Here is a 23,778-nt window from a genome sequence, read left to right on the forward strand (position 1 = left end):
GCGCGTCCGGAGGTGGAGGGCACCAGGAGGGAGGCAGGCCGTGACCCGGTTCGTCGGCAAGTACCAACTCATCCGCAAGCTCGCCGCCGGGGGCATGGCCGAGGTGTACCTCGCCAAGGCCGCCGGGCCCCATGGCTTCGAGAAGACCCTGGTGGTCAAGTGCATCCTGCCGCACCTGGCCCAGGAGCCCGCCTTCGTGCGGATGTTCCTCTCCGAGGCCATGCTCGCCGCCCGGCTCAACCACCCGCACATCGTGCAGATCTACGACTTCGGCGAGGTGGAGGGCGCCTACTTCCTGGCCATGGAGTACATCGACGGGCCGAGCCTGCGCACGCTCATCAAGCGGGCCTCGGCGCGGGGCCTGCCCCTGCCCCCCACCGTCTGTGCCCGACTCGTCTCCCAGGCCTGTGAAGGGCTGGCGTTCGCCCACGACTTCGCCGACCCCGAGACGCATCAGCCGCTGGGGCTCATCCACCGCGACATCAGCCCGGACAACCTGCTGCTCACGCGCCAAGGCTCGGTGAAGGTGGTGGACTTCGGCATCGCCAAGGCGGCCGGCCAGAGCCACAAGACCGAGAGCGGGGTCATCAAGGGGAAGCTCGCCTATATGCCGCCCGAGCAGCTGCGCGGCCGGGGCCTGGATCGGCGGGCGGACGTGTACGCGCTCGGCGTGGTGCTCTACGAGCTGCTCACGTCCCACAAGCCCTACCGTCCCACGGAGGACGCGGCGCTGATGCACGCCATCCTCTTCGAGCCGCCGACCCCCGCCGTCCACCACCGGCCGGACCTGCCCGTGGCCTTGCAGCGCATCCTCGCGCGGGCCCTCGACAAGGATCGGGCGCAGCGCTACCCGGACTGCCATGCCCTCCAGGCGGAGCTCGAGGAGTTCATCCTCGCGGGGGGCCGGACCCTCACCGCGTCCCAGGTGGCCCAGCTCGTCCATCAAGTCACCGCGCCGCCCGCCGCCGAGACCGCCAGCGAGGCGGTGACGGACGCGGACGGGGCGCCCCGGGAGGCGCCCGCGACCCTGCTCGAGGACATGATGGCGCCCCAGGATGCCTCGCGCGTCCCGCCCTCCCAAGCCCGGGCGCCCCGGGCATCCCCGGGGGTGGAGACGCGACTTCATGTCCCCCTCGCGTCCAAGCGCGGCGCCTGGACACGGTACGCGCTGGCGGGGGCCGTGCTGCTGATGGCGGGAGGCGGGCTCGTCCATTGGGGGCGGAGCCCCGCGCCAGCGCGCGTCAGTGCCTCGCCCGGGGTCGCCTCGAAGGATCCGGCCCCCGCGCCTCCCGCCGAGGCCGTGCCCACCGAGGAGCCCCCGCAGCGGCGGCCGATCCTGGCGGAAGCGCCCCGGGAGCCAGAGGCCGAGGCCGCTCCCGAGACGTCCGCGCCCCCCGAGGCGCGGCCGGCCCCGGCGCGCAGTGCCCGTGCCTCCAAGCTCCGACGTCCCGCGCCCCCTGCCGCCCTGGGGTCCTTGGACGTGCGGGCCCAGCCCTATGCGAACATCTCGGTGAACGGGACGCCCCGGGGCTCGACCCCGCTGGAGTCGGCGTTGGAGCTGCCGGCGGGGCTGCACACCGTGACGTTCTTCTTCCCCACCCTGTCGAGGTCCGTGACCCGGCGGGTCGAGGTGAAGGCCGGCAAGCTCACCCCCCTCAACGTCACCGCGTCGGAATGAGGTGACGGTTCACGGCAGGAAGGTCACGGGCCGCGGCGTCCCGAGGGTGTCACCCGCCTGGCCGACGCCCAGCCGTTCGCCTTGATTGGAGCCCCACGCGAACAACAGGCCCCCATTGAGGATGGCCAGGGAGTGGGAGTAGCCCGCGGACAGGGACGTGACCCGGGTCAATCCGTAGGTCTTCACGGGCAGGGCGCGATCCTGGGACGTCGGGTTGTACTGCTCGGCATCGTTTCCGAGCTGCCCCGAGGAATCCCTTCCCCAGGCCTGGATGTCATTGTCCCGGGTGAGCGCCAGGGAATGCTCGTAGCCCGCGGCCACGTCCGTGATGTCACCCAAGCCCACCACCCGCTCGGGCGTGGAGCGCTTGCCGCCGATCGTCCCGTCCCCCAACTGACCATGGTTGTTGTTTCCCCAGGCCCAGACGGCGCCCGTGGCGTCTCGGGCCAGGGAGTGATTCCCGCCGCCCGCGATGAACTCGATGGTGGCGGGCAGACCCGCCACCTTCACGGGCGTGTCACTCTCCGAGGGCGAATCCAGACCAAGCTGTCCGAACTCGTTGTTTCCCCAGGCCCAGACCGAGCCGTCCTCGCCCAGCGCCAGCGAGTGGGCGTTGCCCGCGGCGATGGCCTTGATGCGAGGCAGTCCTTCCACGAGGCGGGGCGTATCGCCGTTGATCGTCGCGCCGTGACGTCCCCAGATCCAGACCGACTTGGAGGGATCCAGGGCGAGGGAGTGGTAAGCGCCCGCGGCGATGGCGGTGATGCCGCTCAACCCGGGCGCCTCCACGAGCGGCAGCTGGACGGCCCCCGAGGCCTTCGCGCCCCAGAACCAGACCTTGCCCGCGCGAAGCGCGAGCGAATGGGAAAACCCCGCGGCCACCTGACTGACCCCGCCCAGATTCTCGACGCGGGTCGGGGCCTTGTGGACGCTGGTGTCCGCGTCTCCCAGTTGGCCCTCCTCGTTCTTTCCCCAGGCCCAGACCGAGCCATCACTGCGCAGGGCGAGGCTGAACTGTCCCCTCGCGGAGACCCGCTCGACGGGGGCGGGGGGACTCGTCCCCGCGTCGCCGGAGGGCGTCCCGCAGGTCTCGGGATTGCGCTGGCAGTACGCCTCCTCTTCCGTGTCGAAGCGCACACAACCCCAGGCGCCGAGCAGCCCCACCAGCACGGGGAGCAGGACACGTCCAACGGGCACGACACTCGTTCGCGTCACGGCCACCTCCCATAGAGGAACGCGGAGCTCCCGTGGGTGCCCACGGCCAGGGACGGGGCGGCGTCGTCGGGCGCCCCCAGCAGGTACATGCCCGCCGCGGTGAGCAGGCCCGCGGCGCCCACGCCCAGCAGGCTGACGCCCGCGGTCTGCCAGTTCCGCCCCCGTCGGGCGACCAGCTCCGCGTCCGCGCGGCTCACGATGCGCGGATCGTCGTCGCGCAAGAGGTTCAACTGCGCGCGGGAGAAGCCCAGCGACACCCCTCCGGCCACCGCGAACGCGCCCCCCACGACGGCGGGAATCCACGCGCGCCGGCGCAGTCCGGAGGGCGCGGCCGTCTTCTGGACCGGCGCGTCCGGGGTGACGGTGACGGCCCGCACGTCCTCCGGTCGGGTCGGGGGGTGGGGCATGGCCTTCAGCTCGGCCTCGACCTCCCGACGCACGGTGTCCACATCCGCCTGGATCTTGGGGGACACCGGCACGGGCAGCTCCGCCTCGGGCCGCAGCAGCAAGCCCCGGCGGAACGCCGCCCTCGCCTCGTCCTTGCGGCGCAGCTCGTACAAGAGGATGCCCTCGTAGAGCGAGAGCGTGACGTCCTCGTCCGTCCCGTGGCGCTCCTGGCGGGCCACCTGGATCTGCTCGAGCGCGCGCTCGTACTCGGTGCTGCCCAGGAGCTGTTGGATCACGACCAGGTGGTTGCGAATGGACTCCCGCGCGGCGAGCGCCGGAAGCGGGAGCGCGAGCACCAGGAGCCACGCCATCATCCGAAAAACAAAGGGAGGGGTCTGACGACAACTCACGGATGCTCCGGCGCCTGAAGGAGGGCCGAAGATGTTGACCCGGGGTGTCCGAGGCCACCGGGGTGCGTGCCAGCTCCGTTCAAGACACGACGGCCCCGTCGGGACAGTGTCGGGTAGGCCGCACACCCCGTGTGGGCGGCCCCCCGGGGCCTAGAAGCCGGCCGAGGTGGCGCCGGTGCCCGAGGCGGGCGTCTTGTAGACGATGTTGGCGCCCGCCTGCCACTGCACGCCATTGGCCGGGTTGGCCTCCTCGCGCTTGAGGCACTTCCACTCGAGGGATGTGTTGGCCGGCAGGGAGAGGGAGCCCGTCCAGGTGGGGTAGCTCGTGGGGTTGAGCTTCACGGCGCTCGCGGGCGCCCAGCTGCCCAGGGAGGCGTGGCTGCCCACGGCGTAGACGCTCTGGCCCACGTACGTGGTGCCATTGGTGCAGGTGAAGTTGACGGTGACGTTGCCGGTGGAGGGCGGAGGCGTCGTGCCCCCGCCCGCGCCGAGCGCGCCCACGTGCAGCGCGGCCGCCGTCATCGCGGGCACGGAGAAGGTCGCGTTGCCGCTCGCGTCCACGGTGATGCTCCGGCCCGTGCACGCGCCGTTGGCGGCCTCCCCGTTGATGACGTCGCAGTAGGTGCCCGCGGGCAGGCCCGTGGCGAAGGTGCGCGAGAGCGCCCCGCCCTCGCGGTTGATGACCACGAAGCCCTTGCCCGTGCGGGCGAAGGCCACCTGGTTGTTGCCGTTGTCCCACCACCGGGACACGCCCGCGCCCTCGGTCGCCGCGCGGAAGCGCACCATGTTGGAGATCTCCCGCCAGCGGTGCTCGCACTGCCACGCCCCGAAGCAGTTCACGCTCGAGCCGCTGTGCACCGCGCTGCCCGGAGGCCCGGCGTCCGTGTTGGTGAAGCTGTAGCTGGACATGACCTGGGGATAGCCATACGGCCAGCCCAGCATGAACACGTTGGCGAGCGTGTAGAGCGCGCCGTCCTTGTAGGTGAGGATGTTGGCGCCCCCCGCCCCGTGGCCGCGCTGGTTGTCGTGGTTGTCGGTGAAGACCACCGCCGAGCCGCTGGACAGAAAGCCCCAGGACTCACCGAAGTTGGAGAGGTTGCGCAACTGGCCCGTCTTGAACTGGGTGCCGATGTTGGCGCTGTACTTGAACTCCGTCACCGCGCCATTGCCCAGGTACTGGCTGGCCGTGACGGCCTCGCCGCCCAGGTCGATGACCTCCTGGAAGACGTAGGGCGCGCCCGTCATGCGGCCGCGGATGCCGGAGAGGTCCCCGGAGGCCATGTGCTTGGCGGCGTCCACCCGGTAGCCCTTCACCCCGATGCTGGTGAGATCGTTGATGTAGTTGGCCAGCGTCTGCTGCACGTAGCTGGAGCCGGTATTGAGGTCCGGCAGGCCGCTCAGGTCGCAGTTCTGGACGTTCCAGGCATCCCGGTAGTTGGTGATGGAGCAGACGGGCGAGTGGTAGTCCTGGGCCGAGTACATCGGGTGCTTGCGGGGCGTCCAGGAGGTGCCGCCCGTGCCCACGCCCCCGTTGCTCAGGGACGCCGTGTGGTTGATGACCAGGTCCGCGTAGATGGCCACGCCCGCCGCGTTGCAGCGCTTCACCATGTCGATGAACTGGGCCCGCGTGCCGCCACGCGACTCGAGCTTGTAGCTGACGGGCTGGTACCGGGTCCACCACGCCTCGCCGGTGACGTGCTCGTTGGGCGGCGACACCTGCACCGCGGTGTAGCCCTTGGGGCCGAGCCACGTCTCGCACTCGCGCGCCACGTCCGGCCAGCGCCACTCGAACAGGTGCACGTAGACGCCCGCCTGGGCCTGGCCGGCCAGGCCCAGCGTCAACGCCAGGCCCAGCGTCTTGAGCACACCACCACGTCGCGTCGTCACCACTCGCATGCACGCCACCTTGTCTGTCGGGGTCGGGCCGTGGGGGAGAAGCCGGCCCGGAGGATCCGCCGGAAGGGAGCCTCCCCGGAAAACCCGGCAAACGCTAGAAGTCTGTGAACGATGACTTTCCGCGTCACGCGGCGGGAGTGTCGGACTCAGCGCGAGATGCTGGCGGGGCGCTTGACGGGGAGGACGACGCGGAAGGTGGTGCCCTGGCCCTCCACGCTGTCCACGCCGATGCGGCCGCCCATGGCGGTGATGAGGTTGTGGCAGATGGACAGGCCCAGGCCGGTGCCCTGCCCCACCGGCTTGGTGGTGAAGAAGGGGTGGAAGAGCTTGCCCAGGTTCTCCGGGGAGATGCCCACGCCGCTGTCGCGGATGGCCACCACCACCAGGCCCTCCTCGTGGCGGGTGGACACGTGGATGCGGTTGCCCTCGCGGTCCCCGTGGGGAATGGCGTGCGCGGCGTTGACGAGCAGGTTGAGGAAGATCTGCCCCAGGCGCGAGGCGTTGGCCTCCAGCCGCGGCACCACGCCGTAGTCCTTCTCCAGCAGCGCGCGGTGGCGGATCTCGCCCCAGGCCATGTTCACGCACGAGTCGAGCACGCCGCACACGTCCACCGACTCGACCGAGTCCTCGCTGTCGCGCGAGAACGTCTTCAGGTCGCGCACGATGTCGCGCACCCGGTGGGTGCCCGCGAGCGCCTCGTGCAGGGCCTCGCACACCTCCCGGCCCCGCTCGCCCGTGAGCGCCTCGCCCGCCTCGCGCATGGCCGCCAGCTCCTCGTCCACGAAGCGCAGGTTGCTCAGCAGGTAGGACAGGGGGTTGTTGATTTCGTGGGCCACGCCCGCGGCGAGCGTGCCCAGGGACACCATGCGCTCGGTGGCGCGCAGCTGCTCCTGCTCCTGGCGCCGGCCGGTGACGTCGCGGGCGATGGACACCCGGGTGGGCTGGCCGTCGAACAGGAGCGCCACCGTGCTCACCTCGGCCACGACCCGCAGCGCGCGCCGGTGGCGCAGGCGCACCTCCCGCGGCCCCGCGCTCTCCGGAGTCTCCGGGGTCGGCTCGAGCAGATCCGCGTCCTCGGGCAGCACGAAGTCCGCGAAGCGCTGCCCTTCCATCGGCACGTCCTCGGGCTGGCCCACCAGCCGGGCGGCCACGGCGTTGGCGAACACCACCCGGCCCTCGCGGTGCACGAGGATGGCGTCCGGCGCGGCGTCCAGGAGGGCCCGGAAGCTCTCGGACCACCGCCGCTCGCCGGCCTCGGCCCGCTGGCGGCCCCGCTCCTCGCGCAGGCCCTGGAGGATCACCCGGCACGTGACGAGCACGGGCTCCAGGCTGGCCACCACCCGCGCGTCGTAGCCCTCCTCGCGATCCGTCAGCACCACCAGGCCCACCACCTCCGGGCCCACGCGCAGGGGCAGCCCCAGCAGGGACCGGGGCGGCGGATGCGCCGCGAGCGGCCCGCCCCACCGCGCCCCCTCCCCCGGCTCCTGGCTCAACACCGCCTCGCCGGTGCGCGGGATGCCGCCCAGCAGCGGCCCCAGGTCCTCGAGCGCCACGCGCTCGGGCGTCTCCCTCCCCCCCTCCGTGTACAGGTGCAGGAAGGACGCGCCCTCGGGCGTGGCCTGGAACTCGCCGATGAAGCCGGACGCACTGCCCGTCCACTCCCGCAGCACCGCCCACAGCCCGCCCAGGGCCCGGCGTGCATCGCGGTGTTGGAGGAACCTCGCCTGGAGCTGGGTGAGGGCCCCCAGCAGCCAGGTGCTCGTGCTCGCAGACGTCTCGGACCGCTCCATCCAGCCTTCCGTGCTCGGGGGACTCACCACGGGGTGCACGATCCCCTGGATGCGGCAGGGGGGTCAATCGTCCCCCACGGGGGGTCCCCCGGACTCAGGCGGCGATGCGCGACAGGCGCTTGCGGCGGGGCACGCCCCGGCCCCCGCCCTCGTCCCGCGGGCCCAGCACGCGCTCGGCGGGGATGCCCGCGTCGAGCGCCTCGCGCAGGCCCGGCGAGAGGCCCTCGAGCAGGAGCAGCACCGAGGCGTTCGTCCAGGCGAAGCCCAGGGTGCGCTCGGCGCGGGGCGCGAGGAGCGCGCCCCGGTCCGCGCCCTGGTTGCCGTACTCCACGGGCACGTCCGCCGAGCGGCTCACCACGTCGTACTTCTCCTTGATGAGGCCGTTGTGGCTCCCGGCGATGTCCAGCACCATGGACAGCCAGCGGTAGGCCACCGCGTCGGCCTCGGCGTGGAAGCCATAGCGGCGCAGGCCCTCCACGGCGATGACCTGGTGGGGCGCCCAGCCGAACGGGTAGTCCCACTGCAGATCCTCGCCGCCCACGGCCTCGCGGGACGCGCGGCTGCTGGCGGTGAGGCCGCCGGCGTGCAGGAAGCGCGGGAGCGCGGCGGCCACGCGCGTGGCCTCCTCGCGGCTCGCCCACCCCGTCCACAGGGGATAGAAGGTGGCGAGGCACTCGTAGGTGGAGCGGCGCCCGGCCACGAAGTCATGGTCGAAGAAGAGGCCCCGCTCGGCGTCCCAGAAGCGCGCGCGCATGGCGCGGGCGCGGGCCCGGGCGGCGCGGGTGTAGCGGGTGGCGCGCACGCCGCCCTCGCCCTCCACGTGGCGCCAGAGCGTGGCCAGGTCCTGCTCGTACTGGAACAGGAGCGAGTTGAGGCACACCGGCTCGTGGTGGTGGGTGGCGGTGCCGAAGCGGTGGCACATGTCCCAGCCGCTCTCGCGGATGGCCCGGTCATGGCGGTGGAAGCCCGCGTCGTCCGGCCGCGCCTCGTCGTAGAAGTGCGACAGGTCCTCGGCGTCGGGGCCCGCGGCGTCGTCCTGGTAGCGCGACAGGCCGCCCGGCGTGGCGCGCGGCCCCGTGCGGAACACCTCCTCCAGCTCCTGCTCGGCCACCCGGGCCACGCGCTTGAGCAGGCGCCGGTCCGAGCGCGCCTCGTGCACCGCCAGCGCCAGCCGCGGCATGAGCGGCGGCTGGGTGCGCGACAGGTGGTAGCTCAGGTTGGAGTTGGGGATCTTCCCGTAGTGCTCGATCTCGTAGAGCTGGTTCTCCAGCATGTCGCGCGCCAGCTCGACGCGGCCGGAGGCCAGCGCGCCCCGGGCGTTGAAGTAGCTGTCCCAGCCGAACATCTGCACGAAGCGGCCGCCGGGGACGATGTAGGGCCGGGGCAGGTAGAGCATGCCGGGGGCGCGCATGAGGGCCGTCCAGTCCTCGGCGCTCCGGGGCCGGTGCAGGGGCACCATCTCCAGGCCCCCCGCGCGCCGGGCCTCGGCCCGCAGCTTCTTGAGCGCCTGGCGGTCGCGCACGGGCACGTACACGCGCGAGACACCGGTGGGATCCTTCACCGGCATCACCTCGAGCGCCTTCTTGAGGTCCACCGCCCGGTCCGAGCGGCGCACGAGCCCGTCCCAGCCCCGGTCCAGCAGGCCCTTGAGCGCGGCGGTGCGCGTCTCCAGGAGCCGCTCCACGGGCAGGCCGTCCTCGTCCCCGCGCCCCTCCAGCACCCTCTCGGCGAGCACGTCCGCCGCGTGCGACAGGCGCTCCGGGCCGGCCAGCTCCAGCCGCACGCCGGGCCCCAGCTCCAGGTCCACCGCGAAGCGCAGGCCCGCCTCGCGCGCGAGCACCGCGTCACGCTGGGTGAGCCGACCATCGCCGTCCAGGTCCAGCGCCATCACGGTCTCGAAGGCCAGGCGCGCCGAGGCGGTGGTGACGGACAGGGGCGCGGGCGACACGCTCACCGGCGCCCGGGGCGTCTCCCGCGGCGCGGGCTCGGCGGCGGCCACGGCGGCCAGCACGCGCGAGGCGCCGGGAAGGGAAGTCACGGATTCGGAAGGGAGACGGGGGGAAGACGGCGTCCGATGGGGCACGTTCGACCTGTCGTTGTGAAAGCGATTCCAAAATACACGACTCGCCCGTGTCTCCCAATCCACAATGACACGTGTCCATGGCCCGGCCGCTCGGCGGCTTCCAGGACACGCGCCCCCGTCAGGATGTTTGTATTCAAAGCGCCGGGAAGTTCCGGGGGGTGACACTTCCCGCGAGACAGGTGATGACTAGTTTGCCGTTCCCCGCTTCCCCCCTTCCCCCTCCGTTGGAGTCGCCTCCCATGACATCCCTCGCCGTCCTTGGCCGCGGGGTGAGCGCGCTGGTGCTCACCACCCTGCTGCTGGCCCCCCCCGCGCATGCCACCACCCCCCTGGAGGACAACCGGCGCATCACCCTGGGCTACATCCAGCTCGCCTACGAATTGGGCGCGGTGGTGGACCCCACCCTCCAGCCCGGCGGCACGAGCACCGCGCGGCCGATCTGGTTCGTCTTCGCGCCCCACGCCTCGCGCACCGGGGGCCAGGGCATGCTCGCGGCCACCCAGGCCCGGCGGGCCATCGCCGCGGCCCGGGTCCAGCCGTCCCTGACGCTCACCCAGGCCCTCAACCGGCTGGATCTCACGGGCACGGTGCGCGTCCTGGTGGAGTCGTTGTCGTTGGAGCTCATCCTCCGGGGCATGACGATCGACGGGGCGGCCTCGGTCGCCTCGCTCATCACGGCCATGAATGGGGGCGCCCTGTCGGATCCCCGCACGCTCTTGGCCACGTCCCAGCGCCTGGCCGCGCTCTACTGGAGCGCCGCGGGCCCCCACCCGCTCGACCGGGCGGACGCGATCGCCCTCACCCTGGAGCGGCTGCTCAACGAGGGCAACCTCGCCATCTTCACGGACATTGGCGGCTCGGGGCAGGCCTACCTCGACTGGCGCCGGCGGCAGACGGGCCCGGTGACGCCCGAGGCCGTGCTCGCGGGCTTCACCCTGCCCCTGGCCGTGGAGGCCGAGGCCCGCGCCGCCCACGCCTACGCCGTGGCGCACGCGGAGGACTCGCCCCGTCCCTTCCAGATTTCCCAGCTCTTCCCGACGCTGCACTACAAGAGCCTGCTGGTGGCGGCGTTCGCGCTCTATGAGGAGGCGCGGCTGGCGCCCACGCCCGCCCGGCGCGACGCGCTCATCGCCGTGGGCAACAACTACGTCGCCTGGCGCGAGCAGTACGACATGGCCCAGCCCGTCTTCTCCCCGGGCACCGTTTTCCCGGGAGAGGTGTCGCGCCCCGGGGTGCTCCAGGCCCTCACCCCGCTGCTCAAGACGGAGTTCGGCACCCAGACGTGGACCTACGCCGACTTCGCCTACAGCCGGCCGGATCCGGATGGCAGTCCGCTGACGTCTCCGCCCACGGAGTACAACTGGGCCGTCTTCTGGGATCGCTGGCTGGGCATCCTGTACGCCTTCGATCAGGCCTACACGGACCCCGCCGCGCTCTGGGTGATGCCCGACCCCATCGTGGACCCGCTGGGCTGAAATTCCGATCCGCTCGCCAGAAAACCGTGCGAGCGGACGACGCATGTGTGGAGCGCGTGGCGTCCGGGCGTGGGAGCGTCCAGCCGCGAGCATCCCGGCCGGAGGTGGGGGGGGTGGGGAACTGGAGAAAGCCGTCAGGTCTGCTACCGTCTGCTTCATGCTGGTGCCCCCGCCCCTCCCCTTCCGGTCCCTGCTGTCCGGCCTCGGTTGCGCGGCGCTCCTGTACGGAGCGCCCGAGGCCTGGAGCCTGGGGCCCGCCGTCTGGGTCCCCTATGGGGCGCTGGCGGTGACGATGGGCGCGCTGTGGCGCCACCGCTCCCGCAAGACGGGGGCGCGCCCGGCGCCGGTGGCCGCCGTGCCGGGACTGGCGCGGCTCGCGCAGGAGCCCCGGCGCCTGTCCCTCGCCTCCGTGCCGGCGGTGACGCCCGAGCCCCAGCGCTCGCTCGGCTCGCGGGTGAAGTTGTGGGTGGGCGGCGTGGGCTTCGTGGGCTGCGCGCTGTGGTGGCTCCTGCTCGGCGCCCTGCTCTTCATGCCGGATCCCGCGCCCGCGCTGGATGGCCTGTTCACGAGCAACTTCCTGCCGCTGGTGACGGTGTCGCTGCTGATGACGCTGCTCTTCGTCGTCGTGCTGCGCTCGGGGCTGCGCGGGCCGGCGGATCCGCTCGCCGCGGATCAGCACGGCCCCACCCGGCCGGGTGACGCGTCCGTCCCCAGCCCCACCCGCCCCGAGCCGTCCCCCGCGGGCGGCAAGCGCGCCCACCTGCGGCTCGTGCGCGACTCCTAGTCCGCGCCCGCATGGGCGGACGAGGTGCCCCGGAACACGGGGCTCTCGGAGAAGTCCTTTCCCTCACATCCTCATGGGTCTGGGTTGACCCGATGGGGTATGGCGTTACTCCGTCTGTCTGTCTTTGGGTGCACATCGCCTTCCGCTCGGAGGGTGATGGCTTCGGACAGACGCGAGGCGGCTGCCCATATTTCCATCCGCCATGCGTCAATCCCTCTCTCGAATCGGCTGGCACAACCTCTGCTGACAGGAAGTCTGGCAGCGGAGTGCGCCACCGCCGCGCGTGCCCGAGCGCGGGCGCGGTGCGTGGACCTCCGGCCCATTCACAGGAGCCCCATCATGTCGAGCGTCATGCCCCTGGTCCGCGAGGACCGCAACCTCCTCAGCCCCGAGAACCTGGCCCACCCCATCCCCCTCTACGCGGAGCTGCGCGAGGACGAGCCGGTGCACTGGTCTCCTCTGGTGAATGGCTGGATCCTCACCCGCCACGACGACGTGATGGCGTGTTTTCGTGATCCGCGGATGAGCGCGGATCGCTTGAAGTTCTTCGAATACCAGATTCAGGGATTAGGGCCGGAGACGATCCGGGAGTTCATGGAAACCACGCGCAACCAGATGGTGATGCGCGTGGGCCCCGAGCACGTCCGGTTGCGGCGGCAGACCGGGGCGGGATTCACCCCCCCCCGGCTGGACGCGATGTGTCCCGCCATCCACCAGACGCTGCGCCAGCTGCTCGAGCGCGTGCAGTCGCGGGGGCGGATGAACCTGGCGCAGGACATCGCCTACCACCTGCCCACGCTCGTCATCGCGGATCTGCTGGGCGTGCCGGTGGAGGATCGCGACCGCTTCCGGCGCTGGTCGGACAGGCTCGCCGACTTCGCCGCGCCCGCGGCGGGCACGAGCATGCTGGACACGGCGCGCCGGGCCAACCAGGCCATGATGGAGATGAGCGCCTACTTCCTGCCCCTGCTCGAGCAGCGGCGCGCCCACCCCACCCCGGACACGCTCAGCCTCATGGTCCAGGCGCAGGAGCAGGGCCAGATGACGTCCGCGGAGCTGGTGGCCAACGCCATCCTCCTGCTGTTCGCCGGGCACACCACCACCACGGATCAGTTCAGCAACTTCGTGCATGACTTGCTCACCCACCCCGAGCAGCTCCAGCTCTTGCGCGAGCGGCCCGAGCTCATGCGCCTGGCGGTGGAGGAGAGCCTGCGCTTCCACCCCGCGGTGCCCTTCATCTTCCGCGTGGCGGTGGAGGACGTGGAGCTGCGCGGCCGGACGATCCGCGCCGGGGACGTGGTGTTCCTGGGCCTGGCGGCGGCCAACCGGGATCCCCGGGCCTTCCGCGACCCGGACCGCTTCGACATCACCCGGGACACCGCGAGCCCCCGCCACCTGGCGTTCGGCTTCGGGGCCCACCACTGCATGGGCGCGGGCCTGGCGCGGCGGGTGCTGGAGATCGGCGTGTCGCAGCTGCTCGAGCGGCTGCCGGGGCTGCGGCTGGACGAGTCGCGGCCCGTGCGCCTCAAGTGCCACAGCCTCAACTTCCGCGGCTTCGAGTCCCTGCCCGTGCGCTGGTGAGCGCGCGCGGGCTCACACGTCCACGAGGCCCGCGCGCACGGCGAGCACCACCGCCTCCACGTGCGAGTTGACGCCCATCTTGCGGTACAGGTGGGACAGGTGCGTGCGCACCGTGCGCCGCTCGAGCGTCATCACCCGGCCCACCTCGGCGTTGGACAGGCCCTTGGCCACGTAGCGCAAGATCTCCAGCTCGGCGGGCGTCAGGCCCCAGGGGTTCTCGTCCCGGGGGGGCGCCTCGGCGTCCTGGCGCGCCTTGAGCGAGTGGAAGTAGTTCCAGAAGCGCCGGGCGATGAGCGGCTCGAGCACCGTGCCGCCCTCCATCACCTCGCGGATGCCCGAGCGGATCTTCTCCGGCCCCACCCGCTTGACCAGGTAGCCCGAGGCCCCCGCCTGGATGGCCTCGTACACCTTCTGCTCGTCCTCGAAGGACGTGAGGATGAGCACCGCCACGTCGGTGGCGCGCCGCTTGACCCGCCGCGTCACCTCGATGCCGTTCATGTCCGGCAGCTCCAGATCGAGCAGCACCAGGTCCGGGCGCTCCTGGACGATGGCCTCCACGGCCTCCTCGCCCGCCTGGGCGCTGCCCACCACCTCCAGCTCCTCGAAGGCGCCGAGCACCTTGAGGAGGTTGCGCAGGAGCGTGGGCTGATCCTCGACGACGAAGACGCGGGTGCGGTCCATGGACGGCCTCAGCGGCGGCGGGTCTCGGGGAAGATGGGCTCCAGGAGCCGGTGCTCTCCGCCCTGCACGTGCACCTCGAACACCTCGCGCAGGCGCGGCGTGCCCGTGGTCTCCACGACGACCTTGCGATCGCCCGCCTTCACCGGGAGGTTCACCAGGGGCAGCGCGCGCTTGATGCGCACGCCGTCCACGTACACCCGCGCCGGGCGGTTGGCCCGGATGGTGAGCCAGGCCTGACTGGCCTTGGCGTCCTCCCGGGGGGTCTCCACGGGCACGGGCGGGGTCGGCTCGGGGCTGGGCGGCGGGGCGGCCGGCTCGCGCAGGTACTCGCGCACGGTCTCGCTCACGGCGGCGACCTTGGGATCCGGATCCTCCTCGCGGGTGCGCTGGACGAAGCGCCACATGCCGAAGGCGAAGCAGACGAGCCCCACCCCGGCCACGCTGCCCGCCACGGACATCATCCGGCGCCGACGCCGCGCGTCCTCCAGGAGGTTGCGCTCCTCGGTGAACAGCCGCCCGCCCCGGCCCCCGGCCGCGGGCACCTCCAGCTGGGAGGGCGCGGGCACGGCGGCGTAGTCCTCGGACGCCACGGACGCGGGCGGGGGCGCGGGCGGCGGCCGCGGACGCTGGCGCGCCACCGTCACCTCGATGCGATCCGTGTCGCGCAGGTCGTCCGGATCCACCGGATGCGAGGACGCGGCCACCGGGGTGCCCGGCGCGGGCTTGGAGAAGTCCTCCACGAGCCGCAGGCGGGGATTCTTCCCGATGCGCGTGCCCTCGCCGCCCCCCGACAGGGACACCGGCGCGCGGCGCGTGGACTTGACGGGCGGGGCACCGGGCGGCGCCACCCACGTCTGCTCGTCGTCCTTGGGCGGGCCCTCGGGGCGCTCGGGCGCGCGGGCGACGACGCCGCGCTCCCCGCCGCGCTGGCGGCCGAAGTGGGTGACCTCCACGCCCGGCGGCGCCGTGCCCACGGCGGTGCGATCGGGCTCGCCCGGGGTGATGATGTGGGTGGACTCGAGCACCTTCGCCGGGGGCGCCAGGGCGATGCCGGGCGGCGGGGTGTCCGGGAACATGGACGGGTGGTACTCCTCGAAGGCGGGCGGCGCGTCCATGGTGTCCGCGTCATTGGGCGCGGGGCTGAACGGCACGCGCGCCACCACGGACTTCTCCAGGGCGTCCGCGCGCAGCTGCGCCAGCGAGGACACCCCGGAGATGGGCGTGAGGGGGAACGCCTCGGCGAAGGGCACCGGCCCCGGCGTGGTGAGCGACACCCCGTTGGGCACCAGCTCGGTGATGAAGCGGCGCACGTCCTCGGCCCCGGGCAGGCCGCCCTGGTTGGACAGGAAGCCGCGCAGCGCCTGGGCCATCTCCGCGCACGAGCCGTAGCGCCGCGTGGGCGTGGCCTCCAGGGCGCGCAGGATGATGGGATCCAACTTCGCGTGCAGGCGCCGATCCAACCGGCTGGGCGGAGGCAGGGCCGCGCGGCGCGTGCTCACCCCGCCGCCGCCATCGCCGATGACGGCCTCGCGCAGGGTGAGCAGCTCGTAGGCGATGGCGCCGATGGAGTAGAGGTCCGAGAGCGACGTGGGCTCGCCGCCCTTGCCCACCTCGGGGGCGCGGTAGGCGCTGCGGCCCCGCGCGAAGGCCCGCTTGAGCTCCGGGACGGCCAGGAGCGCCTGCAGCGCCCCGAAGTCACACACGTGCGGGTGGCCGTCACGCGAGAGCAGCACGTTGGCCGGGGTGATGGCGCCGTGCACCACGCCCGCGCCATGCGCCAGGTCCACGGCATCGAGGATCTGGATGATGAGGCTGAGCGCCACGGACGGCGGGAGGATGACCTCCTTGGTGTTGAGCCGCTGCAGGGCCAGACCCAGGCTCGGGCCGTCCACCGCCTCGCGCACCACGGCCAGGCGGTTCTTCACGAAGCCCATGTCCAGCACGTGCACCACGCCCTCGGCCGACAGGGGGTTGAGCACGCCATAGGTGGCGGCGAGCGTGGTGGCGTAGCGCGTGTCCGACGTCTTCGCGGTGAAGAGCTTGATGACCACCGGGAGCCCCTCGGGCTCCTGGACGGCCTCGTACAACTCGGAGAGCTCTCCGGCCTCGGTGCGGCCGGTCAACCGGTAGGTGCTGCTCATCCCGTCCTCGGGTGCGGCGCGGCGATGGACGATGGGCGGCGAACGAGGGACTTCATGGGGGGCCATGAGCGTGCCACGTCGCCTCTTCACCCCGCAAGCGGGGAGCGCCGCAGCCCGTCGACGAGCAGCCGGGCGAACGGGGATAACCCGTCGAGGCGGCGCACGCACAGGGTAAGCTGGCGCCGGGCCCAGACGTCCTCCAGAGGGACGGCGCGCAGGCCGAGCGGGCGCCGCCAGCGCCGGGCGGCCGCCCCGGGCACCACCCCCACCCCGCCCCCGAGCGCCACCACCCGGCACACCTCCTCCACGCCCCGCGGGCGCAGCCGGTAGCGCGGCGGACGGCCAAGCCGAAGGGCCTGGGCCTCCAGCATCTCCTGGAGGGCGCTGCCCTCGGCGAGGCCGACGAGGGGCTCGTCCAGCACCTCGGCGAAGGCCACCGCGCGGCGCATCGCGAGGCGGTGCCCGGGCGCCATCACCACCGCGAGCCGGTCCTCCTGGAAGGCGAAGGTCTCCAGGCCGCCCAGGTCCACCGTGTCCGCCACGAGTCCCACCTCGACCCGGCCCTCCGCCACGGCCTGGACGATGTCCGGGCTGGGCCGCTCCTCCAGTTCCACGTCCACGAGCGGATGCTGGGCGAGGAAGGCGCCGAGCGCTTCCGGGAGCGCGCCGGACAGGGCCGCCGTGTTGCACAACAGCCGCACGCGCCCCCGCAGCCCCTGGGCATGCAGGGCGATGGCGCCTTGGAGGTGCTCCACCTGGAGGAGCACCGCGCGGGCCTCGGGCACCAGGGCCTCGCCCGCCGACGTCAGCCGCACGCCCCGCCCCCGCCGCTCCAGCAGCGCCACCCCCCACCCGTCCTCCAGGCGGTGGATGCGCTCGCTCGCGGCGGCGAGGGACAGGTGCACCCGCCGGGCCCCCCGGGTGATGCTGCCCGTCTCGGCCACCGCGAGGAACAGCCGCAGGTCGGTCAGGTCCGTCAGCGCCCGGGAGAGCGCCTCCCGTGTCGGGCTCATCGGGCCGGGCCGAGGGCGGCCAGGGCCTCCGCGAGGCGGTCACACTCGCCGGGGGTCAGGCCCGAGGCGGCGAGCTGCGCGCGGGTCTGGCGCCGCAGGGCGTCGGGCGCCAGGCCGCCGGGGACCCGGGGCACGAGCGTGGCGATGCGCGCGCTGATCCGCGCCAGGGCCGCGCGCAGGTCCTCGAGGGAATCCGCGGGCCCGTCCGTGCGGGGGGCACGCGCCTGCACCTGCTTGGCCGCGTCCATCTGGGCCTGGAAGAAGGCGGTGATGGCGGCGTCCGAGGGCGCGGGCAGGCCCAGGTCGCGCGCGGCCTGATGCACGTCACGGCGGGCGGCCTCCAGCACCCGGGCCTCCTGCTCGGGCACCTCCAGGGGCACACCCGCGCGCCGCTTGGCCTCGGCCACCCGCGGCATCAGCGCCAGGCGCTCGGCGGTCGCGACGAGCAGCGCGTCCACGGGCGTGGCGGTGGCCTCCCGGGCGCCCTCGCCCAGGTACCTCTCCCGCCACCGCGCCAGTGCCCCGCTCGCCTCCTGGGCCAGGAGCCACGTGTCCAGATCCGCGGCGAGCTCCGCGCGCGAGGCCTCCACGTAGAGCGCCACCGTGTCCTGGGTGAAGGGCCCCACCCGCTCGAGGCCCGTGAGGCCCTCGGCCCAGCGGGGGCCCTCGACGGTGTTGGTGAGCAGCGCGTCGGCCTGGCCCGAGACGAGGGCCTCGCGCACCGCGTTGCCGGGAATGGCGAGGATGCGCGCGTGCCGGAAGTGGGCGCGGGCCACGCGCTCCAGGTGGCCGCCGAGGTTCACCGCGAGCCGGAACTCGGGCCGGTCCAGCGCCTGGAGGGTGGCGAGCGGGGCCTCGGGACCCGTGGGCGCCGGGGCCCAGGCCGGACGCCGCAGGAGCACCAGGGCCCCGTTGCGCGCCACGGGCACCGTGTAGCGCCCCACCAGCGAGCGCTCGGGCCGGAGGGTGAGGCCGCTGGCGGCCAGGTCGAAGCGGTGGGCGGTGAGGTCCGCCACCAACCCGGGCCAGTGGAAGCGCACCCACTCCAGGCGGTAGCCGCGCTCGGCCGCGTAGGCATCCAGGAGCGCGGCGTCGAAGCCGGACACCCGGCCGTCCTCCCGCATCGAGGTGAAGGGCGGATAGTCGCCGCTGGTGCCCACGCGCAGGACGGGGGCCTCGCGCGCGGCGGGGGCCGTGGCCGAGGGGGTGGTGCACGCCGCGGCGAGGGCCAGCACCGCGCCCACGAGGACGGCACGGACACGAAGGACACAAGGAGCCATCCCGGGGACTCTGCCCCAAGCCTTCGGCGGAGGCGAAGTCCGTCTCCGGAACTTCCAGATTGTCCGGCGCGCCCTCCGGCGACAGCTTGGGGGCATGGACTCCGCTCCGCTGCTGCTCGGGGCCGGCCTGCTCGCGGGGGCGATGAATGCCCTGGCGGGGGGCGGCTCCTTCCTCGCGCTGCCCGCGCTCGTGCTCGTCGGGGTGCCCTCCCTGGCCGCCAACGCCTCGAGCACCGTGGCGCTCTTTCCCGGCGGCCTGGCGAGCGCGTGGGCCTACCGGGAGGACCTCCGGCCCGTGGGTGGCGTCTCCCTCGGGAGGATGCTGGGGGTGAGCGTGCTCGGGGGCCTGCTCGGCGCGACGCTGCTCTTGCTCACGCCCCAGCGGGCCTTCGATCAGGTGCTGCCATGGCTGCTGTTGTGGGCGACGCTCGTGTTCGCCGGGGGCCGGCGCGCGGGCGAGGCGCTGCGCCGCCGGGTGCGCGTCTCGCCCGGGGCGGTGCTCGGCCTCCAGTTCCTGCTCACCCTTTATGGCGGCTACTTCGTGGGCGGCGTGGGCATCATGATGATGGCGGTCTGGAGCCTCCTGAGTTCCTCCGGAGCGCACAACCTCAACCCGGCGCGGACGGTGCTGGTGGCCGCGACCGGCGCCAGCGCGGTGCTCTGCTTCATCGTCGCGGGCCGGGTGGCCTGGCCCCAGACACTGCTGCTCCTGAGCGGCGCGGTGGTGGGCGGCTACGGCGGGGCGCGGCTGGCCCGGCGGCTCTCGCCCCAGGTGCTCCGAGGCGGCATCCTCCTCGTCTCGACGCTGATGACCGTCGCCTTCTTCATGCGCGCGAAGTGACGGCGCTACGGCGGGGGCGGCGCGCGGGGCAGACGGACGCGGAAGGTCGTCCCCGCCTTCGGATTCGACTCCACGCGGATGTCGCCGCCGTGCGCGCGCACGATCTGATCCACGATGTACAGCCCCAGGCCCACGCTGCGGCTCGTGGGGTCCGTCCCCTCCACCGCGCGCTGCAGGGGCTGGAAGAGCCGGGGCAAGGCCTCGGCGGCGATGGGCGCGCCCCCATTGTGCACCTCCAGCACCATCGCCTCGTCCTGTCCCACCGAGCGCACCGTCACCCGGCTGTGCGGGGGGCTGTACTTGAGCGCATTGGCGAGCAGGTTGCCCAACAGCTGCGCGATGCGGTCGCCGTCCCAGCTGCCCTGGCCGTCTCCGCTCATCTCCAACCGCAACTCGCGCTCGGGATGCGTGGTCAGCAACTCGTCGAACACCGAGCGCACCAGGACGTGCAGGTCCCCGGGCACGCGCTCGACCTTGAGCCCACCGCCCAGCCGCGCCTGGGTGAAGTCGAGCAGGTCGCGCACCATGCGCACCGCGCGCTCGGTGCTCGCGTGCAGCCGCACGAGCGACTGGCGGGTGCGCTCCTCCAGATCCTCGCGGCGCAAGAGCAGCTGGAGCCCCAGGAGGATGGAGCTCAGGGGGTTGCGCAGATCGTGGCTGACGATGCCGATGAGGTACTGCTCGAAGTCGCGGCGCGTGCGCTCCTCCTCGGCCAGGCGCTGGGCGGCGCGCCGCTGCCGCACCTGCTCCGTCACGTCCACCACGAGCGTGAGCAGGCCCTCGATCTCCCCCTCGGGTCCGCGCACCGGCTGGTAGGTGAAGTCGCACAGGTGCTCGTACGGCCCGCGGGTGCGGCCCGGCCCGATGCGCACGGGCGTCTCCCGGGCCACGAACGGCTCGCCCGTCTGGTTCACCCGGTCCAGCAGCTCGAAGAAGCCCTGGTCGGCCATGTCCGCGAAGGCGTTGCGTACGCCCTGCCCCATCACGTCGCGGTCCAGCATCCGCAGGTGCGCGGCGTTGGCCATCTGGAAGACATGCTCGGGGCCCTGGAGGTAGGCCACCCCCACGAGCGACTGGGCCGCCAGGGCGTCGAGCACCCCGGTCCGGGCCTGCTCGACGCGCCGGCGCTCCCGGAGCACCGCCTCGCGCGCACGCACCCACTCGGTCACGTCCATGGCCGCCACGAGCACGCCCGACACGGCCGCGGCATCGCTCCACCACGGCGCGTAGGTGACGTTGAAGTAGCACGTGCCCACCGAGCCATCCGCCTGCCGCACGGGCACGGAGACCTCCGGACCCACGTAGGGCCTGCCCGTGGCCATCACCTCGTGCAGCAGGGTGTCGAAGCCCTGGCTCACCAGCTCTGGCAGGGCCTCCAGGAGGGGCTTGCCCAGCAATTGCTCCCGGGGTCGGCCCCACACGCGCTGGGTCTCGGCGTTGAGCATCTCGAAGACGAGCGCGGGGCCCCGGAGGACGGCGATGGCCAGGGGGACGTGCTGGACGAGGGACTCGAGTTGGGCGCGCTCGGTCTCCTGGGCGACGCGCGCCTGGTGCCGCAGGACGTCCTGCGCGCGCGTGTGCGCCTCCACCGCCTCGGTGACGAGCCGGGCCACCAGGTCCGAGAGCCGCCGCTCCTCTTCCCGGGACACCGGGAGCTGTCGCTCGGCGATCACCTCGAGCACCACGTCGCGCAGCAGGTGGCACGCGCGCACCTGCTCGCTCAGCGCGACGCCGGGCCACGCGGCCTCGGGGGGCGCGCCCGCCTCTCCGCGCAGCGAGGCCCCGAGCCCCTCCAGGACGCGCGCGAGGGGAACGTCCGCATCCCGCGGGCGCACCCGCTCGCGCCATCGCCTCAGGATGTCGTCGCTTCGTTCCTCGAGCACTCTGGCCAACGGGCTCATGTCCCCCCCTTTTAGCGACTGGACGGCGCGGAGGGATCCCCCCTGCGATGGGACGGATTTTTCCCGCCTCCGCCCGGATCTTCGTGAATCCACGCGCGGAGTGCGAGCCGGATGACGGTCCGCGATGTCAGACTGGGCGGCATGCGACGTACCCGCGCCTCCCGGCTCGCCAGCACCGTCCTCCTGTTCCAGCTCGCCCAGGGCCCCGTGGCCCGTGCCGCCGACGAGCCCCCTCCCGCCGAGCCGCCCCCTGCCCAGGAGCCCTCCACCGAGGAGCCTCCGGCGCCTCCTCCCGAGCCGCCCCCGGCCGTGGCCACCGACGTCCCCCCGAGCACGGAGTTCCTGCCCGGCAACGTGGAGAACCCCGCGCTCGCGCTCGCGCTCGCCCAGGCCACCGAGCGCAGCGCGCCCGTGCTCGTGGTCAGCGGCGGCGTCAGTTTGGGCGCATACCAGGCCGGGGTGCTCTCCACGCTCGTGCGCTTCTGGAGCGTGGCCCGCCGCGAGGGCCATGGCCGGATTGGCGATCCCATGCCCCGCGTGTGGACGGGCGCCTCGGCGGGCGCGGTGAACGCCCTGCTCGGCGGGCTCGCCTCGTGTGACCTGGCCTTCGAGGCCCCCGAGTGGTCCCCCGAGAAGAGCCTCTTCTGGCGGGTCTGGGTGGACCGGCTGGACCTGGAGCCCCTGCTGCCGGAGAAGGATCCCCACCGGGGCGATCACCTCTTCAACGACGCCTACATGACGGAGACGCTCCAGGTCATCGCCACCGAGACCGCGGGCACGCGCTTTCGCGACGCGTGCTCCTTCGCGCTGGGCCTCACCGCGACCAACCTCAAGGGCCGCGACGTGCCCTTCGGCTCCGGCATCCAGGAGTCACGCGCCTCGCTCAAGCGCGTCACCGAGAAGATCGTCGTCCAGGTGATGACCCACGGCGCAAAGGCGCCCACGGTGCGGCTGCCCTTCCTCCAGGGCACCCAGGGCCTCGCCCCGCCCTACATCCAGGTGGAGCGCGACGAATTGCGCTTCTACCCCGCCCTGAGCGCGGACCTGCCCGAGCGCACCACGGGCGGCCAGAGCGTGACGCTGGAGGCGCTGCTGCGCACCCCCCAGGCCTCGGGCGCCTTCCCGCTCGCGTTCTCGCCCGTGGACGTCTCGGTGTCGTTCTTCGACGAGGTGCGCTGGTCGCCGCAGCAGTCGCTCAAGCTGGTGGACGGCGGCGTGCTCAACAACAACCCGCTGGACCTGGCGGTGCGGCTCGGCCGGCGCTGGGTGGAGCAGGTGGAGCCGCGCGCCCAGACGCTCGACGGCTCGCGCTTCCCCATCATCTACCTGGACCAGGACGTCGTCGACTGGCGGTGGGCGCCGCCGGAGGAGCGCGAGGAGCGGCTGCGCAGCCCCCTGGAGGCGACCTACCTGCGGCACCTGGGCAGCCTGCTCGCCGCGTCCCAGGACAGCGTGGTGCTGGACACCCTGGAGCACGACCCCACCCTGTCCGGACGCATCAAGATTCCGCGGCGCGGCGCGGTGCTGCCCTCGGAGTTCCGCTTCGCGATGATGGGCTTCTTCGACCGGCGCTTCCGCGAGCACGACTTCTTCCGGGGCATGCACGACGCCATCCGGTTCCTCTCCACCCAGTTCTCCACCACGCGCACGGTGGAGGCCCTGGTGCCCGCCTCGGCCATGGAGCTGCCGTGGGATCGCGAGGCGCGCGTGCGGCACGTGCTCGGCGTGGCCTCGGAGAAGTTCCGCTGCGTGGAGGACGGCGTGTGCGAGGGGACGTCGGACCTGGTGGAGCTGGGCCGGCTGCGCCAGGCGTCGGACGCGCTGACCCAGCGCGCGCGCATCGGCCGGCTGCGCGAGGACGACGTGGACGTGCTCCTGCGCGCGCTGAAGGACACGGGCTACCACTACAGCCCCGGGGTGATGGGCGTGACGCGCGCCAGCGGCACCCGCTCGGACTTCATGCCCGTGCGCGAGCGCGTGGGCCGGGCCTTCCATGATCTCGTCACCCGGCAGCAGGGCGCGCTGCGGCTCATCCTGCGGCCCGCGGGCGCCACCTTCCTGGACAAGTGGCTGACCTACACGCCCCCGCACGGCGCCTTCACGCTGCAGTTGAGCCGGCAGAAGGGCGTGGGCGTGGGGTGGGAGGCGCCCCTGTTCGCCTTCGAGGATCGCGACCTGGAGGACCTGTTCGACCGGAGCGAGCTGCGCCTGGGCGTGGCGCTGTCGGGCTTCGGCGTGAGGGATCAGGATCAGCTCATCCCCGGCAGCACCCGGCTGCGCTGGGCCACGCTCGGGGCCTACGCGGACTGGGTGTCGGACCTGGATGGCTTCTCCGGCGCGCTGCCCTTGCTGGCGCTGGGCCCCTACGTGCGCGGACGCGTGGGCGTGGGCGCCTCGGGCAGCTACCTGCGCGGCCCCGAGGAGTGGTCCGCCATGCTGCCCGAGGTGCGCCTGGGCCTGGATCTGTCCGAGGTGGTGGGCGTGCGCGTGGCGGTGCCGCTGTCCATGATCAACCGGCGCCAGGGCGAGGCCTGGCGCTCGTCGCGGCCCAAGATCTTCAAGGAGACGGCCGTGGGCGTGGAGGTGCTCTTCACCCGCTGGTGAGCGCCCCACCCGCCCCCG

At 73.0% G+C, this 23,778-nt stretch carries 16 protein-coding genes; 6 read left to right on the top strand and 10 right to left on the bottom strand.

Going from position 1 to position 23,778, the window contains the following annotated elements:
- Nucleotides 1–40 precede the first annotated feature (40 nt).
- Complete coding sequence (locus I3V78_RS23590; RefSeq protein ID WP_204490701.1) at nt 41–1,678, top strand: protein kinase domain-containing protein; 1,638 nt, start codon at nt 41–43, stop codon at nt 1,676–1,678.
- Between the two features lie 9 nt (nt 1,679–1,687).
- Here I3V78_RS23590 and I3V78_RS23595 read toward each other — a convergent pair whose 3' ends face one another.
- From I3V78_RS23595 to I3V78_RS23615, 5 genes are all read right to left on the bottom strand, one after another.
- A complete protein-coding gene (locus tag I3V78_RS23595; protein WP_204490702.1) occupies nt 1,688–2,893 on the bottom strand; it encodes an RCC1 domain-containing protein in 1,206 nt (401 codons plus the stop codon).
- Nucleotides 2,890–3,654, bottom strand: a complete 765-nt coding sequence (locus tag I3V78_RS23600) for a hypothetical protein (RefSeq protein WP_239576550.1) — start codon at nt 3,652–3,654, stop codon at nt 2,890–2,892. Before I3V78_RS23600 ends, I3V78_RS23595 begins: the two co-directional genes overlap by 4 nt.
- A gap of 186 nt (nt 3,655–3,840) precedes the next feature.
- A complete protein-coding gene (locus tag I3V78_RS23605) occupies nt 3,841–5,577 on the bottom strand; it encodes a carbohydrate-binding module family 20 domain-containing protein (protein WP_338023727.1) in 1,737 nt (578 codons plus the stop codon).
- A gap of 155 nt (nt 5,578–5,732) precedes the next feature.
- Complete coding sequence (locus tag I3V78_RS23610; RefSeq protein WP_204490703.1) at nt 5,733–7,376, bottom strand: ATP-binding protein; 1,644 nt, start codon at nt 7,374–7,376, stop codon at nt 5,733–5,735.
- A gap of 94 nt (nt 7,377–7,470) precedes the next feature.
- Nucleotides 7,471–9,414, bottom strand: a complete 1,944-nt coding sequence (locus I3V78_RS23615; RefSeq protein ID WP_204490704.1) for a trehalase family glycosidase — start codon at nt 9,412–9,414, stop codon at nt 7,471–7,473.
- Between the two features lie 284 nt (nt 9,415–9,698).
- Between I3V78_RS23615 and I3V78_RS23620 the strand changes: the two genes are divergently transcribed.
- The 3 genes from I3V78_RS23620 to I3V78_RS23630 all read left to right on the top strand — a co-directional run bounded on the left by I3V78_RS23620 (nt 9,699) and on the right by I3V78_RS23630 (nt 13,299).
- Entirely contained in the window at nt 9,699–10,934 is a 1,236-nt protein-coding gene (locus tag I3V78_RS23620; protein ID WP_204490705.1) for a hypothetical protein, read from the top strand.
- A 163-nt stretch (nt 10,935–11,097) separates the two neighbouring features.
- Complete coding sequence (locus I3V78_RS23625) at nt 11,098–11,718, top strand: hypothetical protein (RefSeq protein WP_204490706.1); 621 nt, start codon at nt 11,098–11,100, stop codon at nt 11,716–11,718.
- 339 nt (nt 11,719–12,057) lie between these two features.
- The gene (locus I3V78_RS23630) at nt 12,058–13,299 is read left to right on the top strand and encodes a cytochrome P450 (protein WP_204490707.1); all 1,242 of its coding nucleotides are present in this window, start codon (nt 12,058–12,060) and stop codon (nt 13,297–13,299) included.
- Between the two features lie 12 nt (nt 13,300–13,311).
- Here the strand turns inward: I3V78_RS23630 and I3V78_RS23635 are convergent, their stop codons facing one another.
- The 4 genes from I3V78_RS23635 to I3V78_RS23650 all read right to left on the bottom strand — a co-directional run bounded on the left by I3V78_RS23635 (nt 13,312) and on the right by I3V78_RS23650 (nt 18,414).
- A complete protein-coding gene (locus I3V78_RS23635) occupies nt 13,312–13,980 on the bottom strand; it encodes a response regulator (protein ID WP_204490708.1) in 669 nt (222 codons plus the stop codon).
- Nucleotides 13,981–13,988: 8 nt separating this feature from the next.
- Nucleotides 13,989–16,121 carry a serine/threonine protein kinase gene (locus I3V78_RS23640; RefSeq protein ID WP_204490709.1) on the bottom strand — a complete coding sequence of 711 codons (2,133 nt, stop codon included), beginning with the start codon at nt 16,119–16,121 and terminating at the stop codon, nt 13,989–13,991.
- Between the two features lie 86 nt (nt 16,122–16,207).
- Entirely contained in the window at nt 16,208–17,134 is a 927-nt protein-coding gene (locus I3V78_RS23645) for a LysR substrate-binding domain-containing protein (RefSeq protein ID WP_204490710.1), read from the bottom strand.
- Nucleotides 17,131–18,414, bottom strand: coding sequence for a transporter substrate-binding domain-containing protein (locus I3V78_RS23650; protein ID WP_204490711.1), 1,284 nt, complete (start codon nt 18,412–18,414; stop codon nt 17,131–17,133). The genes I3V78_RS23645 and I3V78_RS23650 overlap by 4 nt, the downstream gene beginning before the upstream one ends.
- Nucleotides 18,415–18,508: 94 nt before the next feature.
- On the opposite strand from I3V78_RS23650, the gene I3V78_RS23655 reads away from it, so the two are divergent.
- Nucleotides 18,509–19,255 (top strand): sulfite exporter TauE/SafE family protein, encoded by a 747-nt coding sequence (locus I3V78_RS23655; RefSeq protein ID WP_204490712.1) that lies wholly within the window; start codon nt 18,509–18,511, stop codon nt 19,253–19,255.
- A 5-nt stretch (nt 19,256–19,260) separates the two neighbouring features.
- Here I3V78_RS23655 and I3V78_RS23660 read toward each other — a convergent pair whose 3' ends face one another.
- Nucleotides 19,261–21,156: a sensor histidine kinase gene (locus I3V78_RS23660; RefSeq protein ID WP_204490713.1), complete on the bottom strand. Its 1,896-nt coding sequence runs from the start codon at nt 21,154–21,156 to the stop codon at nt 19,261–19,263.
- Nucleotides 21,157–21,297: 141 nt separating this feature from the next.
- On the opposite strand from I3V78_RS23660, the gene I3V78_RS23665 reads away from it, so the two are divergent.
- Nucleotides 21,298–23,760, top strand: a complete 2,463-nt coding sequence (locus I3V78_RS23665) for a patatin-like phospholipase family protein (RefSeq protein WP_239576551.1) — start codon at nt 21,298–21,300, stop codon at nt 23,758–23,760.
- Nucleotides 23,761–23,778 lie beyond the last annotated feature (18 nt).

Source organism: Archangium primigenium, assembly GCF_016904885.1.
GTDB lineage: Bacteria > Myxococcota > Myxococcia > Myxococcales > Myxococcaceae > Cystobacter > Cystobacter primigenius.

Excerpts from the sequence above, each read along its gene's own strand:
- I3V78_RS23600 (WP_239576550.1), bottom strand. The coding sequence starts at position 3,654 with ATGATGGCGTGGCTCCTGGTGCTCGCGCTCCCGCTTCCGGCGCTCGCC.
- I3V78_RS23610 (WP_204490703.1), bottom strand. The coding sequence starts at position 7,376 with ATGGAGCGGTCCGAGACGTCTGCGAGCACGAGCACCTGGCTGCTGGGG.
- I3V78_RS23620 (WP_204490705.1), top strand. The coding sequence starts at position 9,699 with ATGACATCCCTCGCCGTCCTTGGCCGCGGGGTGAGCGCGCTGGTGCTC.
- I3V78_RS23630 (WP_204490707.1), top strand. The coding sequence starts at position 12,058 with ATGTCGAGCGTCATGCCCCTGGTCCGCGAGGACCGCAACCTCCTCAGC.
- I3V78_RS23635 (WP_204490708.1), bottom strand. The coding sequence starts at position 13,980 with ATGGACCGCACCCGCGTCTTCGTCGTCGAGGATCAGCCCACGCTCCTG.
- I3V78_RS23640 (WP_204490709.1), bottom strand. The coding sequence starts at position 16,121 with ATGAGCAGCACCTACCGGTTGACCGGCCGCACCGAGGCCGGAGAGCTC.
- I3V78_RS23645 (WP_204490710.1), bottom strand. The coding sequence starts at position 17,134 with ATGAGCCCGACACGGGAGGCGCTCTCCCGGGCGCTGACGGACCTGACC.
- I3V78_RS23650 (WP_204490711.1), bottom strand. The coding sequence starts at position 18,414 with ATGGCTCCTTGTGTCCTTCGTGTCCGTGCCGTCCTCGTGGGCGCGGTG.
- I3V78_RS23655 (WP_204490712.1), top strand. The coding sequence starts at position 18,509 with ATGGACTCCGCTCCGCTGCTGCTCGGGGCCGGCCTGCTCGCGGGGGCG.
- I3V78_RS23660 (WP_204490713.1), bottom strand. The coding sequence starts at position 21,156 with ATGAGCCCGTTGGCCAGAGTGCTCGAGGAACGAAGCGACGACATCCTG.
- I3V78_RS23665 (WP_239576551.1), top strand. The coding sequence starts at position 21,298 with ATGCGACGTACCCGCGCCTCCCGGCTCGCCAGCACCGTCCTCCTGTTC.